The organism is Bacillus sp. FSL R5-0560, assembly GCF_037966305.1.
In the GTDB taxonomy this organism is placed as follows: domain Bacteria; phylum Bacillota; class Bacilli; order Bacillales; family Bacillaceae; genus Bacillus; species Bacillus mojavensis.
In genome coordinates this window covers 468128-483116 of record NZ_CP150195.1, presented here as the reverse complement: position 1 = coordinate 483116, position 14989 = coordinate 468128, and the positions used below count along the sequence as shown (strand labels likewise).

The 14989-nt window shown below is 45.4% G+C and carries 15 protein-coding genes; 3 read left to right on the top strand and 12 right to left on the bottom strand.

What is annotated here, in order from left to right; all coding sequences use genetic code 11:
- Nucleotides 1–2: 2 nt before the first annotated feature.
- The 6 genes from NST56_RS02465 to lrpC form a co-directional block, all read right to left on the bottom strand.
- Nucleotides 3–1265, bottom strand: coding sequence for a glycosyltransferase family 2 protein (locus NST56_RS02465; RefSeq protein WP_010333076.1), 1263 nt, complete (start codon nt 1263–1265; stop codon nt 3–5).
- On the bottom strand, nt 1258–2988 hold the full coding sequence (locus tag NST56_RS02460; protein WP_339179715.1) for a DUF2334 domain-containing protein: 1731 nt from the start codon (nt 2986–2988) through the stop codon (nt 1258–1260). Before NST56_RS02460 ends, NST56_RS02465 begins: the two co-directional genes overlap by 8 nt.
- Nucleotides 2978–3829 carry a diguanylate cyclase gene (locus tag NST56_RS02455; RefSeq protein WP_326332671.1) on the bottom strand — a complete coding sequence of 284 codons (852 nt, stop codon included), beginning with the start codon at nt 3827–3829 and terminating at the stop codon, nt 2978–2980. The genes NST56_RS02460 and NST56_RS02455 overlap by 11 nt, the downstream gene beginning before the upstream one ends.
- A complete protein-coding gene (locus NST56_RS02450) occupies nt 3810–4904 on the bottom strand; it encodes a lipoprotein YdaJ (RefSeq protein WP_339179711.1) in 1095 nt (364 codons plus the stop codon). Before NST56_RS02450 ends, NST56_RS02455 begins: the two co-directional genes overlap by 20 nt.
- Nucleotides 4905–5102: 198 nt before the next feature.
- On the bottom strand, nt 5103–7286 hold the full coding sequence (locus NST56_RS02445) for a DNA topoisomerase III (RefSeq protein WP_339179709.1): 2184 nt from the start codon (nt 7284–7286) through the stop codon (nt 5103–5105).
- Between the two features lie 64 nt (nt 7287–7350).
- Nucleotides 7351–7785 carry a transcriptional regulator LrpC gene (lrpC, locus tag NST56_RS02440; RefSeq protein ID WP_044161797.1) on the bottom strand — a complete coding sequence of 145 codons (435 nt, stop codon included), beginning with the start codon at nt 7783–7785 and terminating at the stop codon, nt 7351–7353.
- A gap of 185 nt (nt 7786–7970) precedes the next feature.
- Here lrpC and NST56_RS02435 point away from each other — a divergent pair, with 185 nt between their 5' ends.
- Together NST56_RS02435 and NST56_RS02430 are read left to right on the top strand one after the other, a co-directional pair.
- A complete protein-coding gene (locus tag NST56_RS02435) occupies nt 7971–8261 on the top strand; it encodes a DUF3817 domain-containing protein (protein WP_010333070.1) in 291 nt (96 codons plus the stop codon).
- 126 nt (nt 8262–8387) lie between these two features.
- Nucleotides 8388–8825 carry a carboxymuconolactone decarboxylase family protein gene (locus NST56_RS02430; RefSeq protein WP_229149956.1) on the top strand — a complete coding sequence of 146 codons (438 nt, stop codon included), beginning with the start codon at nt 8388–8390 and terminating at the stop codon, nt 8823–8825.
- A gap of 38 nt (nt 8826–8863) precedes the next feature.
- On the opposite strand, the gene amj is transcribed toward NST56_RS02430, so the two are convergent.
- The 5 genes from amj to NST56_RS02405 all read right to left on the bottom strand — a co-directional run bounded on the left by amj (nt 8864) and on the right by NST56_RS02405 (nt 12702).
- Nucleotides 8864–9673 carry a lipid II flippase Amj gene (amj, locus tag NST56_RS02425; RefSeq protein WP_010333068.1) on the bottom strand — a complete coding sequence of 270 codons (810 nt, stop codon included), beginning with the start codon at nt 9671–9673 and terminating at the stop codon, nt 8864–8866.
- 508 nt (nt 9674–10181) lie between these two features.
- Nucleotides 10182–10604: a pyridoxamine 5'-phosphate oxidase family protein gene (locus NST56_RS02420; protein WP_010333067.1), complete on the bottom strand. Its 423-nt coding sequence runs from the start codon at nt 10602–10604 to the stop codon at nt 10182–10184.
- 77 nt (nt 10605–10681) lie between these two features.
- Complete coding sequence (locus NST56_RS02415) at nt 10682–11233, bottom strand: GNAT family protein (protein ID WP_168746958.1); 552 nt, start codon at nt 11231–11233, stop codon at nt 10682–10684.
- A 90-nt stretch (nt 11234–11323) separates the two neighbouring features.
- Nucleotides 11324–11827, bottom strand: a complete 504-nt coding sequence (gene lyxE / locus NST56_RS02410) for a D-lyxose ketol-isomerase (RefSeq protein ID WP_010333065.1) — start codon at nt 11825–11827, stop codon at nt 11324–11326.
- 14 nt (nt 11828–11841) lie between these two features.
- Nucleotides 11842–12702 (bottom strand): SDR family oxidoreductase, encoded by an 861-nt coding sequence (locus tag NST56_RS02405; RefSeq protein WP_168746957.1) that lies wholly within the window; start codon nt 12700–12702, stop codon nt 11842–11844.
- A gap of 151 nt (nt 12703–12853) precedes the next feature.
- On the opposite strand from NST56_RS02405, the gene NST56_RS02400 reads away from it, so the two are divergent.
- Nucleotides 12854–13450, top strand: a complete 597-nt coding sequence (locus NST56_RS02400; RefSeq protein WP_286059035.1) for a class I SAM-dependent methyltransferase — start codon at nt 12854–12856, stop codon at nt 13448–13450.
- A gap of 17 nt (nt 13451–13467) precedes the next feature.
- Here NST56_RS02400 and NST56_RS02395 read toward each other — a convergent pair whose 3' ends face one another.
- Nucleotides 13468–14979: a class I adenylate-forming enzyme family protein gene (locus NST56_RS02395; protein ID WP_268471671.1), complete on the bottom strand. Its 1512-nt coding sequence runs from the start codon at nt 14977–14979 to the stop codon at nt 13468–13470.
- Nucleotides 14980–14989: the final 10 nt, after the last annotated feature.

The window sequence follows — 14989 nt, the reverse complement described above, 5'->3', positions numbered from 1 at the left end:
GGTCACCCGCTTTTATGTTGATTGTATCGTTCTGTCTTGTACCATTTGACCTCCTGCTTGAATAAACGGTGCTTGATTTCTACGAATAAAGAATAGATCACGAGCACAATCCATGCCTGCGAGTACGTAAAGTACATCAGAAATACGATAAAGAAGTTTTGCCTGTTCATTTCTGTTTTTTCGATGCTTAACGTAATCATGACCTCGGTCATAAATAAGAAAAACGCCAAAATCCAAAGAATCATTGCCAAAAACCCGACCGACAAATGCAAATCATAAAACAGATTGACCACAAATATCGTGTTTGACATGATCACGCCAAAGAAAAACAGGAAATACGTAAAGAAAAAGTAAAACAAATCAAAGATAATCCGTTTTCGTTTCAGTTTGAAAAACTGCGCCAAAAACTTCAGGACGACATATTGATTGCCGCGCGCCCATCTCGTCCGCTGGCGCCACCACACCTTCCACGTTTCCGGCTCCTGCTCCCAAGTAATAGCAGCCGGGAAAAAGCGGATGTGATAGCCGAGGTTATACACCCGGATGGTCAGCTCGGTATCTTCAGCCAGCGCTTTATCATCCCAGCCCCCGAGCTTTTCAATAATGCTTCTGCGGATTGCGAAATTGGTTCCGGGAATGGTAGCGATTTTGAACCACTTCCATCTGCCACCCTGCGCCATCCACTGAAAACAGATCGTTTCAATGTTGATAAACTTCGTCAGCAGCGTTTTTGCTGCATTGATGACACGGAATTTCCCCACCACTGCGCCTGCCTTCTCGTCATTCATCAGACCGAGAACAAGATAATACACGGCCATTTTTTCAGGCGTGTTGTCGGCGTCATATACACAAATGACATCACCGTTCGATTCAGCAAAACCGGAGTTGAGCGCCGAGGATTTGCCTTTTCCGGCGTTAGGCGGTTTTGTGATCACCATTTTGATAAAATCGTATTTCTGGGAAAATTCATTGACGATATCACCCGTCCGGTCTGAAGAATTATCGTTTACCACAATAATCTCCAGCCGGTCCTTCGGATAATAAAGATTCACCATAGCCTTCAGCGTCTGCCGAATGACAACTTCTTCATTATGGGCCGGGATGAGCACACTGACCTTCGGCAATTCCTTCATGTTTTCTCTCCACTTCGGAATGTTCCGCTCGAAGGTCATGTAGTGGCGGAATCCGCCCTGCATGAGAAACATGTGATAGAGAAGCATGACCCATATTAAACTCAGCGAGATAAAGAACAGCATATTACCCAAGGCTTCTTCTCTCCTTAAACATTCGTTTTTTTAATGTGGCCCTCAAGTAAAACGTATAGCTGACAAACATGATGACAAACAAGAGCACAACTGCGGAGAGAATCCATAACGCCTTTTCCAACGGGGTTTGCCGATGGTGGTCGAAAAACTCGCCGACGGCACTTACGCCGTTTTTCACCTGAATCGTTCCGTCACCGCTTGTATGAATTTCCACTTTGTCTGTTTTGACGGTTTGTTTCGTTTTCTTCAAATCGAGCCATTCACTGTCCGGAATGCGTTCCATCTGGTCAACAAGCTCCGGCAAATATTTCATCCCAAGATACGGGTGATAAAACCCTCCGGCCACTCCGCCTTCAAAATCAATCATCTGTGATATGTTCTCCTGCATATCGCCGAGCGGGTTTTGTTTTGATGTATCGACAAAACCGATTGTTTCCGGATACAGCGTCATCCCATGCAGCATAGCTGGTTTGGTCAAAAACGGGGATGCACCGGAGGTTTTCCAAGTTGTATTGCTGAGCTGCACCTGCCCAAACATGCTTGAAAAATACTGTGAAGCTATTTGATAGCCGTACTCAGACATCGTATAGTGCGGGGCTTCAAATGCCAGCGGATAAAGCCCTGCCGAGGTTAAATCCTCAATGGCGTGCGTCAGCTTTTGCCTTGTATATGTTTCTTCCTTTTCCTGAAACGGCTTCAAATAGCTCTTATAGGCCTGTTCATTCGGAAAAGCCTGTTCCTTTTCCAAAATGGACGGGGTGTCATCGGCATTTTCCGAAGTGATTGGCTGGTCCGCCTTGGCATCCCAAAACTCGAAGCCCTCTCCTGTTTCACTGTGGCGATAGGCGTGTGTATAGCCATGAACAATGATACTGCCGCCCATGCTCTGCAGTTTTTTCAATACCTTGACCATCTTCGGTTTATCAGACAAATACACTTTATCGCCTGTTTCCGGATTCAGATACACCGGAATGACTGACAGGATAAAAGGCACATGTCTCTTGTACAGATATGTACCGGCTTGAAGCAGCAAGGTTTCATCAGACATCGGGCTGATATCCTCCAGCCGCAAATATAAAAGCGTGGTTCCAGCCTTCTCTCCAAATGCTTCTCGAAGCTCTTTCGCCACGATCAAATTGTCATTTAACAGATTGGTTAAGCCGATATACACATTTGATTTTTCCGTTTTCCATATAAACGGACGCGCTTTGCCGTCACCAGATGTAAAGGTATACAGCGCCTTTCCTTTCAGGCCTGATACGCTCAGCACGTGAAGCCCGCTCTCTAAGAATACATCGTTTCTTTCCGTGCTGCTGTGAATCTGATAGACATGTTCTTTGCGGGTTAAGGAAAGGCCGGAAAATTGGCTGATTTGTCCGGCATTATAGCCGATCGCGACGACAGGTTCTTTTACGCCGCTGATGAGGGACACCAGTTTTTTGCTGAGCTTTCTTTTCGTTTGCCCGTAATAAATAACATGTTCTTTGCCTTTCACATCAGATGCTGTAACATCCGAATCTTTTCTGACCGTGACATGAGATGTAAAATGGCCAGCCAATAAATCGAGCATTTTGACTTGAGGCGACTCTTTGCCGTCCAAGGTTGAGTAGATGATGAGTATACCGTCATCCTGCCCCTTTGCTTGGGCCGACACGGGAAAAGAAGCAATAGCTGTCAGCATCAGAACGGTCACGCAGAGTAGCGTTATTCTTCTAAAGTTCATTCATCATCATCTCGTTTTCCAGTTCATCTAAAAATTGATCAGCCGTCCTTATATCTCTTCGATAAGGTAAATAACAGACATGGAACGTAAGCGACACATACTTTCCGTTTGTCAGCTGATACGTGTCCAGCTGTTTTTTCAGCTTTGCCAGAACGGCTGGCATATGTTCAGCCGGCGTGTGTGTCAGCACAATGCCGAAGCGCTCGTCAGAGGGGCGGAATTTTTTGTCCGTTTCCCGGACGCTTGACCTGATTTGCAGGCTGACGAATTGAAAGAGGCGGTCGGTCTCTTTCTCTCCGTACAAAGACTTAAATTCCTTGAAATAATGCATATGAAGCAGCAAAAAGACAAAGGAATTGCCGTAGCGCTCCGCCCGTTTGATTTCCTCTGACAATTCCAGTTTCATTCTTTGCTTGTTATCAAAACCCGTCACTCTGTCGACAGCCACGAAGCTTTTGATTTCAGATTCAAGACGTTTGACTGAACGGCGCAGCTCTGCTGCAATATCGTGGATTCTTCCTGACATAAAGGAAAACAGCAAAAGCGCAATTCCCCACACGATCAGCATGCGCAGCCCGTCTTCAGCCGAAAACATCACAGCCTGTCCAGTCTGAAAAAACATCATGAGCGTGCCAAGAACAAAGAGAACGATTAAAGTGACCGCCAGCGCGTAAATCGGACCGAACCAAATGCCGGCTCCGATCACGACAAATGTGATGCAAATGATCAGAAAGCCCTCCGACTGATCGGCGGACACATAAAAAATAAACAGAGACAGGGCTGCGATAAGCCCTGAAAGATAAGCAAATAATTTTTGTGATTCATTGAATGATCGTTTCATTAAAAAGCTTCCTTTCGGCTAACAGCGGCAGCAGATTGTCGAACGAGTGCGTGTCGGAGCCGCTCATGTAACCCCCATAATACGGTTTCGCCGGATCAAGAATTTCAAAGTCATTCATTCTATCATAAATCGCTTTGATGACCGAGCTGTCTTCATGTTGTTTTGCCAAAAATAAAGCAGCTAACGCGTATACGGACGGCGACTCATATTGAACGGCTGGCTCCTTCGTATCTGCTGAATATCGTCCGTACAGCTTTCCGTTTTCCTGAAATTCCTTTTTGACCCACTCCGCTATCACAGCGGCTTTTTCATTCCCTTCCGGCAAATGCCACGCGGCGTAGAGCTGGTCAATGACGTTTACTTCACTGTCATATTTGTACTGCTTTGACTCTGCGCTGTACGTTTTTGGAAGGAACCCATTCTTTAAAGGGGCTAGATAGAGAACATCGGCATTTCGCTGTACTGTTTCTTCGTCTATGATTCCATACTTTTTCAAAACAGCTAGTGCATCGGGCATGACATACGAAAGCGTCACGTCCTTTGAAGCGGCCTGAGAGGCTGCATCGTAAAAATCTGTAAACATCCCGTTGTACATGTTGTATGTCTTTAAAGCCGTGCCGATATCACGGGCCGTTTTTTCATATTGGCTGCTCCCCCAAAGAGCAGCTGCCTGATCGAGAGACACCATGATTCTCATATCATCAATCAGCGCGTTTGTTCCGCTCGCTTGACCGTTTTGTATCTTCCATGTCACCAGCTGATGATTCAGAAGAAAAGAATCCGTCAGATGCTGATATTGCTCCTGAAAATGCGAGGCGTCTTGTCTGCTGACCAAAAACTCCATCCACAGGCCAATCGATTCTGATAAATAGGAGGGCTGATCTGAGAAATCCGTTTTGATAAGCCCCTGGTCATTCATAAGATGGTGATAGATGAAATACTCCGCCGGCTGAAGCGGTCGGGTATTCCTATCTGCCTCCGACTGATATAGGATTTTATTTCCAGCTTCAACACACCCTGCGGAAAGTCCGATAGATAAGCAACATAAGATAGCAGCGACCAACACATGCCGCACAGGCAAGTCCCCCTTTGTCGTCCGAAGCGAATCAGACGCACACCAATATATGACGAAATTATTACTGCCATGTTACAAATTATATTAACTATAAAAGAAAAAAACGAAGATTACTAGCTTTTTTTCCCCTTTTTGAACTTTCAAAAAACAGGACCTAAGTCCAATAAAAAAACCTGTGCGAATCGCACAGGTTTCTTTTTATTTATCCAAACCGAGTTTCTTCAGCTGTTCCGCCAACGCATTGTTAATCGGTTCATCTTTATTTTGTTTTTTCAAATAGGAAGAGACGTCCCGCTTTGTAGCGCGCCCTTTGTCTTTGTTTTTCCGTTTTTCAAATACAGAAAGCTTCTCACGGTGCCCGCAAACACACGCGAAGGTCTGGCCTTCTCCTTGGCCTCGAAGCTCCATTCTTTTATGGCAGTTCGGGCAGCGCGCGTTTGTTTTTCTGGCGATCGTTTTTCTGCTTCCGCATTCCCGGTCCTGGCACACGAGCATGGTGCCGCGCTTGCCGTTTACCTTCAGCATCATTTTGCCGCACTCCGGACATGCCGTTCCCGTGATGTTATCATGTCTGAAGGTTTGGCTGCTGTTTTTGATTTCTGTTACCGTTTGCTTAGCGTAAGCCTTCATGTCTTTAATAAAGACAGCGGATTTTAATTTTCCAGCCGCAATGGCGGACAGCTTTTGTTCCCATTCTGCCGTTAAAGCAGGTGATTTCAAATCCTCAGGAACGAGTTGCAGGAGCTGTTTTCCTTTTGAGGTGATAAAAATGTCTTTTTCTTTTTTCTCAATTAAAAAGCTGTTGAACAGTTTCTCGATAATGTCGGCACGCGTTGCAACCGTACCGAGGCCGCCTGTTTCGCCAAGCGTTTTGACAAGGTCTTTTTCTTCTCCCTGCATAAAGGCGCTTGGGTTCTCCATAGCTGACAGCAGCGTCCCTTCATTAAAACGGGCTGGCGGTTTGGTTTGTCCGCTTGTTTCAGTTAATGTGCGGACAGTGAGCGAGGCGCCTTTTTGCAGAGCCGGAAGCGTCTGATCTCTGTCGTCCTCCTGCTCGTCATCCTCGTCAGCCATGTCATAAACGGCTTTCCAGCCTTGTGACTGCACGGTTTTTCCCTTCGCTGTAAAAGTTTCTCCGCCGATTTCTGCCATGACCTTTGTTTCTTCATATTCGAAAGCCGGCATCAGCACAGCTAAGAAACGTTTGGCAATCAGGTCATACAGCTTGCGTTCTTTATCGCTGAGACTGCTGAGAACAAGCGGCTCTTCAGTCGGGATAATCGCATGGTGGTCTGACACCTTAGCATCATTGACGTAGCCTTTATGCGATTTGATGCCGCGCTTTTTAATTTGGGTGACATATTGGGCATACGGTTTCACTTCCATGCCCTCCAGCCGGTCTTTTAAGGTTGGAACAATGTCACTGGATAAAAACCGTGAGTCTGTCCGCGGATATGTGACAAGCTTGTGCTGCTCATACAGCTTCTGCAGAACTGAGAGCGTTTCTTTGGCGGAAAATCCGAAGCGTTTGTGGGCGTCCCGCTGGAGTTCCGTCAAGTCGTAAAGCGCAGGAGCAAAGCTTTTTTTCGCTGTTTTTTTCAGTTCAGCGATTACCGCCTGTTTTCCATCAAGTTCTTTTAGCAAACGGCTTGTCACGCCTTGGTCGAATGTTCTCGTCTGCTTCGATTTTTTGTCCTGCCACGTCAGCGTCATTCCATCGACCGCTGCGCGAATGCCGTAATACGGAACAGGCTTAAAGGCTTGGATGTCCGCCTCGCGCTTCGCAATCATGGCTAGCGTCGGCGTCTGCACGCGTCCGCATGAAAGCTGGGCATTGAATTTTGTGGTGAGCGCACGGGTCGCGTTAATGCCGACAATCCAATCCGCTTCTGCTCTGGCAACGGCTGATTGGTACAGATTTTCATACTCTTTGCCGCTGCGCAGCTTTTGAAAACCTTCCTTGATCGCTTTGTCCGTTACTGAGGAAATCCACAGCCGTTTGATCGGTTTACGGACGTTCGCTTTTTCAATGATCCAGCGTGCGACGAGCTCACCTTCCCGGCCGGCATCTGTCGCGATGACGATCTGATTGACGTCCTTGCGGGTAAGCTGTGCTTTCACCGCATTGAACTGCTTTCCGGTTTTTTTGATGACCACTAGCTTTAGTGGTTCAGGGATAATCGGCAGATCCTCAAGCCGCCATGATTGAAATTCTTTTCCGTAGCCTTCCGGATCAGCAAGTGTCACCAAATGGCCTAAAGCCCATGTGACAATATATTGATCTCCTTCGAGATAACCGTTCCCTTTTTTATGGCACTTCAGCACCCGGGCCAAATCGCGGCCGACTGAAGGTTTTTCAGCTAATACAACTGTTTTTGACATGCTTGATCACTTCTCTTTCTTTCACGCTCATCCTTTTATTATAACAGACTTGACCAAGCACTCTCTAACCGCGCCCGTTTTTTGTATCAATTTCTGAGAAAATGACGTGAGTGACGGTTTGGGCGTAAGGTGTTGTTTTATTGATGAAAGCTTCAACTGCTTCAAGGCTCTCCGCGTTGATTTTCAGTATATAGCAGGCCGCTCCCGCAATCCGATAGCAAAATTCAATATTCGGCAGCGTTTGAATGTAGCTTTTGAATCGATCGTAATCCCCGTTTTTGACGGTTGCTTCGACAATACAGGAAACCGGAAGCCCAATTTTTTTCTGATCAACCTCCAGCGTATATTGCTTAATGATGCCAAACGATTCCAGCTGTCTCACCCGTTCGGTGACTGATGGCGGGGACAGCTTAATTTTCCTTCCTAACTCCCTCATGGACAAACGGCTGTCTTTTTTCAGTTCCGCAATGATATTCAGATCAATTTGGTCAAGTTTCATATCAACATCCTTCTTTTATTTTTGTTCACATTATCTCGGGAATTTGTGTAAATCACAAGACTGAAGCCCAAGATAGATTTTTATTAAAATATGAATGTTTTCCGAACATTTTCTGAAACTTGTCATATATGCCCGCCGGATTGTTTATAGTATAGATGAAAACGTGTCCACGAGGAGGGCGATTTATGCTGCAAACGCCGATCGGAAGACTTCGCACGATGGGTTTTATTGAAGGAATGTCACTCTTAATCCTGCTTTTCGTCGCCATGCCGCTCAAATATTGGGCAGGCCTTTCGCTTGCGGTGACAATTGTCGGTTCTGTTCACGGCGGATTGTTTATTTTGTATTTGCTTGTGTTAGCCTATGTGACGTTTTCTGTGAAATGGTCGCTAAAATGGTCAGCGGCCGGTTTCGTCGCCGCATTCGTCCCATTCGGAAACTTTTTGTACGACCGCGGATTAAGGAACTTTAAATAAACGATAAAGCGGCATGATGTGATGCCGCCACTATTAAGAAAACAGCTTGAATCTGCTTCAGGCTGTTTTCTTTTTTAAACCTGACCACCATGTCATAATTATACAGTAGTGAAAGGAGATGGAATGATGACGAAGAGGATTCCCTACGACCAAACAGCCCCTGATGGATTACAAATCATGATGAAAATGGAGGCATACACAAAAACGTCCAATATTAACCGGACTACAAGAGAGCTAATAAAAATAAGAGCATCACAATTAAATGGCTGCGCCTACTGCATTAACATTCATACGAAAGATGCCCGAAAAATGGGAGAAACCGAACAGCGTATTTACGGATTAAACGCTTGGGAAGAGTGCAATTTTTACACCCCTGAAGAAAAAGCAGCTTTATTGCTGACGGAGCATGTCACTTTTATTTCTAACAAACGTGTGCCTGATGATGTATATCAAGAGGTGCGTAAATATTATAATGAAAAAGAATATGTTGATTTAATCCTCATCATTAATCAAATTAACAGCTGGAACCGAATCGCCATTTCTATGGGCAACATCGCCGAATAAATAAAAAGCTGACCTTTCATCAGGTCAGCTTTTCTCCATCAAAACCATTTTGTCAGCCACGCGATATAATAAGCGCCAGGGATAAACAAAAGCTGGGCAAGAAGCGTGCCCGCTACCCTTGACGTCACCATTGTCACAGAGGTCCATTTCAAATAAACATAGCTTCGTTTTCCTTTTGCCACATCATCAGCAAGAACAGACACTTTCGGATCAACAAAAATGGCCAGCAGCATCGTCGCAATCCCGTTGATTAAGCCTGATGCCATAACCGCCGTCGTGCTGCGCTCGGGTGCAAGAAGCCCTGCGTAAAGTGCGGAAAGCACGCCGATTGTATAAATGGACGTGATCAGCATGTTAATGACAAACAGCCGTTTTGGAATGAAACGCATGTGAAATCCCTTCAAATACGAAGCAGACGGCAGACGCAAATAGGAGCAGGCATTTTTACATCCATTCTTAGAAAATCCTTTCCGAAAGACCTGAATAACGGAGCCGCCCCCGCTCGCCAAGTGGATGATCGCACGTGAAAAAAGGGCGACAAAAGACGGAAGCAGGATAATGCCCACAATAGTCCCGACCGTCGAGCCAAAGATCAGGAACCGGAACTGCTCGCCTACGAGCGCCAGCGCGTTTTTTCCGGCATCATCAATTAAGTGCCCCGTGAAGGGCTGCTGGACCATGTTTGACATTCTTGACACGATGACCATGACATTAAACAAGGAAAGCGCCGACGCGATAAACCCTACCCGGGCCCCTGAAAGCCTTGTGGCATAGGCAAGGGTTTCTATCGAGTGAATCAATAACAAAAAACAGAAAATAAAAACGACTTGTGTTGTAATAACATGCACGGTATTCTTTCCTCCAGTTTCATCCTAGTGATAAGACTGAAGGAAACAGCCAGAAGTTTCATGTGTGATTTGTTTTTTTCACAATAAAAAACCGCCGGCGTATGCCGAGCGGTTTGTCTTATTCTTTTCTATACGCAAATAAAGATTATATCATCCGCCAAGTCGGGCGGGTTCGATTCTAAAGCATTGTTCCGAAGAATCATTCTGGAAAGTAAACACCATGGAAATTTCTTGAACACAAGACAACGAAAGCCCTACCTCTCAATCGTCACTGCGGCTCCGAAGCCGCGCCGGTGTGAATTGTAAAACAAAAAAGTCTTTTTTCCATCTCATCGTTAGGGGCGATTTGTTATGAAGGAAAAGAATAAGGGCAGCTGGTTTGCTGCTTGTGAAGCGGTAAAAGCTTCTCTCTCAAACAGAAAAAAGAAGTTTACTTTCTTTTTTATTTGCTTATTTTCTTGCTTAGCTATTCATGATAACATATCGCCCCTGAAAACACAAATCTTTTTTATAAATCAAGTGAGACTGGTGTTTTCTCTCCTGCATTCATTAATCTGATAGTTTCCGGTTCGATTTCAAGAATCACCAGGTTCGGGTCATCCTTCCCGTCAAACCAGCGTTCCAATTTAGAACTCCAGATTTTGTCTTTCAATTCTGTTGAATTGTTTATTTTTGCTTTTCCTGTGACTTCGACATACGCATCGCCAAAGCCTTCACAATCATAACCTAATAAAATGTGCACATTGGGGTTATTCTCAATTTCTTCAGCTTTATGAGTTTCTTTGCTTGTCGGTGTATAAATCGTCAGCCCGTCATGGAAAAAAGTCATGTAGCGGGAATGCGGTTTGCCCTTTTGAACCGTTGCGAGCGAACCTACTTTATGGTGATCTAGAACATCAAGCACTTTTTGTTTAATATCTTGCTGATTCATCTCGAATCACTCCTTTTTAACGTCTCCGCTGTTACTTTTCCACATTCGGGACCGATTTAAACAAGAAAATGTGCTCTTTAATTTTTTGCTTCCCATTCACGCTTTAACAGACTGTAATAGACGAGGTCGTGAAACTTGCCTTTAATGAATATGCCTTCCCTCGCTATTCTTTCCTCTTGAAAACCGAGGCGCTCCGGGATCGCTCTGCTTTTGTGATTTCCGACAGCCGCACAGATCGCAACACGATTCAATTGCAGATCCTGAAAGGCATATGTGATGAGTGTTCGGCAGGCGGCAGTGATAATGCCTTTGCCTTCGTATTCCTCGCCAATCCAATAGCCAATTTCCGCTTTTTTATTTACTTGGTCAAGGTTATGCAGGCTAATCATGCCGCACAAGCTGCCGTCATATAGAATCCCCGCTTCAATGCCGTTCAGGTCAGCATACTGACGCCGCCAATCCGGAATGAGCGTTTCCCTGTACGTTTCGGCATCACTTGGATTTTCAGCCCAGAATAGCCATTGGCTGATTCGCTGCTGGTTCTCATGAATGATCGCCACCAGCCGCTCCGCATCTTTTGGCTCCAATAACCGGATGGTAATGTGCTCGTTTACGTTGCAGGTGAACATCTCCCTCGCCCTCTTTCCTTTTTTACCCATTATAACGGTGTTTCCGTTTTTTTCAATATAAAAAAAGGATGGGCTTTTTAAGCCTCATCCTTAAATTCTAGGGTCGGTAAAGATATCATGTTTGTCTGTACTGGTTGAAGACATTTCCGTTACGACTGCGCCTTCCTCCCCGGCCTGGAACCAATGCTTCGTGTTCGGCGGAATTGTATATTGCCCGCCGGGTTCAAGCTCAATCTCATGCCAGACTGTATAGTATTCTCTATCCTCTTGTGGAGGAAGAACCTTTGGAAGCTGTGTTTTTTCTCCTTCAACATAAAGATATACTTTTCCGTAGCGGCAGCGGAAGGTCTCCTGCTTGCCTTCCTGCCCGTCAACCGGCGGATGGCGATGCTCCGGGCACGTCTGTCCGGGAAACAGCACCAGTTCCTTTGAACAATATCGGTCTGTATTCACATAGACAAAGAGCTGGAGCCCGACTTTTCGTTCTTTTCCCAAGCCGTAGTCCATGAGCTGAATTTGTTCTACTTCATCATCTGTTAAGACAATACCAGCTTTTTGGTAGTAGCTGTTTACTTCTTCTTTTGTGATGCTCATTTCCTCACTCCCTCTTACGTCGTCACAAAGTCTCCGCCGTTTACATGCAGCGTTTGTCCTGTCATATAGGATGATTCATCTGATGCCAGCAGCACATAGCATCCGACATGCTCAACAGGCTGACCCGGACGGCCCATCGGCGTATTTTGCCCAAATTGAGCGACTGTATCTTCTGAGAATGTAGATGGAATTAACGGTGTCCAGATTGGTCCCGGCGCTACGGCATTTACACGGATGCCGTCTTTGACAAGTGCCTGCGCCATTGTTCTAGTAAAGGCATTGATCGCACCTTTCGTAGCCGTATAATCAATCAGCATCGGATTACCGCGATAAGGGTTAATAGAAGTCGTATTGATGATCGCGCTGCCTGGTTTCATATAATCAATTGCTTTTTTAGTCAAATAAAATTGTGAATAAAAGTTTGTTTTGAATGTGCGGTGAAGCTGTTCGCTTGAAATATCTTTGATGCTTTCCTTCGGATGCTGCTCACCGGCATTGTTCACAAGGATATCCAGACGGCCGAGTTCATTCACGGTTTTTTCAACCGCTTCATTACAGAACTCCTCGTCGCCCACATCTCCGGAGATTAAGAGACATTTCACGCCCTCTTGTTCAACGCGTTTTTTGGTATCTTCAGCATCTCCCTGCTCATCCTTATATACAATGGCGATGTCAGCGCCTTCCTTTGCGTAAGCCACGGATACCGCACGTCCGATTCCGCTGTCGCCGCCTGTAATGAGTGCGACTTTTCCTTTTAATTTATCAGCACCTTTATAATGCTCGTACTCATATACGGGACTTGGATTCATTTCACTTTCAATTCCCGGCTGGCGATTTTGGGTTTGTGCCGGCAGTTCTTTCGGATAGTTTGCCATAATGATTCTCCTCCTTTTTTTTCATGTCTATTTTTTGTGTACCTCGTGCCTACTTTGGATAAACATGGTTCAGCACCTTCGGAATGCTTTATCAGAAAAATGTTTCACATGGAACGCAAGGAGGAAAATGATGTGAAAAGGAGGTTGCTGAATGATTAACATGCTTTCTAAAAAATTCAGCAGACCGAAGGGGATGTTCGGCATACTTGCCGGATACATCATGGCTGCTGAAAATAAAACACTGAATCAGTGGACAATAGATCAGCTTGGATTAACACGCGGAGACCGCATTCTAGAAGTCGGTTTTGGACCGGGTTATTGCATGAAGCAGATGCTGAAACGCGAAAAGAGCGTTCATATCCATGGGCTTGATGTATCAGAGGCTATGCTGAAGCTGGCGGCACATAGATTAAAAACAGACCGTGTTCGCCTGATACAGGGCAACATTGAAACGTTTCCCCTCCCCGCCGCGTATTATGATAAAGTCATTTCCGTTAACAACTACACGATTTGGAATAACCAGCAAGAAGGCATCAAACAGATTTATCAAGCTTTAAAACCCGGCGGCAAAGCAGCCATTACGATGCAGCCCCGGGAAGCAGATGCCAGTCCTGAAAAAACTGAATCGTTCGGAAAACAGATGCTTACTGACCTGAAAACGGCAGGCTTCAAAGACATTGATATCCAATATAAAGACATTAAACCTGAGCTTTCAGTCTGCGCAACCGCAAAAAAGCCCGTCACATAAATGACGGGCTTTTTCTTTTATGAATGTACAGCTTGCTTGCGCAAGACGTCTTTTTTTACTTTGCCGAGATTATTTTTCGGAAGTTCCTTTACGAATTCGATTTCAGGAATTTTGTAAGCGGACAAGCGTTCTTTACAATATGCAATGACATCCGCTTCCGTTATTTCCTGAGTGCCATTAGTAACGATAAAGGCTTTTGGTTTTTCTCCGTACAGCGGGTCCGGTATCCCGACAACTGCTGTTTCAAGGATGCCCGGGATCTGCTGGATAACTTCTTCAACCTGATCAGGATAGACATTATCGCCTCCGTAAATAATGACATCCTTGTATCGTCCGGTGATGAAGATAAAACCGTCCTCATCCACGTAGCCTGAATCTCCGGTTCTGAACCAGCCGTTTTGCAGCACCTTTGCTGTCGCTTCAGGGTTTTCCTCATAGCCTTTAAATAAGAATGGGCTATGCACAACGATTTCTCCGATTTCACCTTGCGGCAGCTCTTCTCTCGTCTCAGGATCTTCTACCTTGACTTGAACATCAGCAACGGGTTTACCGGCAGAGGCCGCTTTATCCATACCCATTTCAGGAACCCATGTGCTGATTCCCCAAGCTTCTGTGCTTCCGTAACCGTGAGCGAGCTGTATGCCGATATCAAGATAACGTTGAATCAGGCTGCTAGGCACTTTTGTTCCGCCTGTCATCAAAATGATGAGCGAGGACAGATCGGTTTGATGTTTTTCCCACGCCTCAAGCAAATAAGTGTAAAACACAGGAAGGGCCATGATCGTTTGAATTTTTTCTTCTTCAATAACCTTCAGCATATCAACAGGATCTTGGTCCTTTGTAAAAATAAACGTGGTTCCCGCAAACGTTCCAAGCATGATACAAATAAGTGCGCTCGTATGATAAATCGGGTGGCACGCCAGAAAACGCAGATTTTTCATTCGTGCGCTTGAGCTATTTGATTTTGATACGTAATTGTAAATACCGCCATGGGTGATCATGCATCTTTTCGGATTCCCTGTTGTCCCTGACGTAAACATCAGGAGCGCTGTATCATCTGGAGAAACTATTTCTGCTTCCGGCAAATGATCAGGACCTGCAAAAAGCGCTTCAAACACTGGAGATGTCTCATACGCTGTACCTGTTTCCATGATCAAATACACAGAAGACAGCTCAGGCAGCACTTCATCCATTGTCTCTTTAAATTCTGATCCGTAAAACAATGCTTTCGGTTCACTTGCTTTTAAAATGCCTGTCATCTCGTATGGTTTCAGCTGCCAGCTGACAGGTACAACAACGGCGCCGATTTCAAGTGCGGCAAACATAAGTGTTGATGCGGGGTGGCCGTTTTTGCAAAGTAATGCCACACGGTCGCCTTTTTGAATTCCTTTTTGAAGCAGAGCATTCGCCAGCTGATTGATTCGTTTGCGATATGCTGCGTATGTCAGCGTGTGAGCTCCGCTTTTTACAGCTTCTATTTCTTCGCTATCCGGCATGTCATGCAGAATCAGATGCTGTAATGTTTCCATATTGGTCATC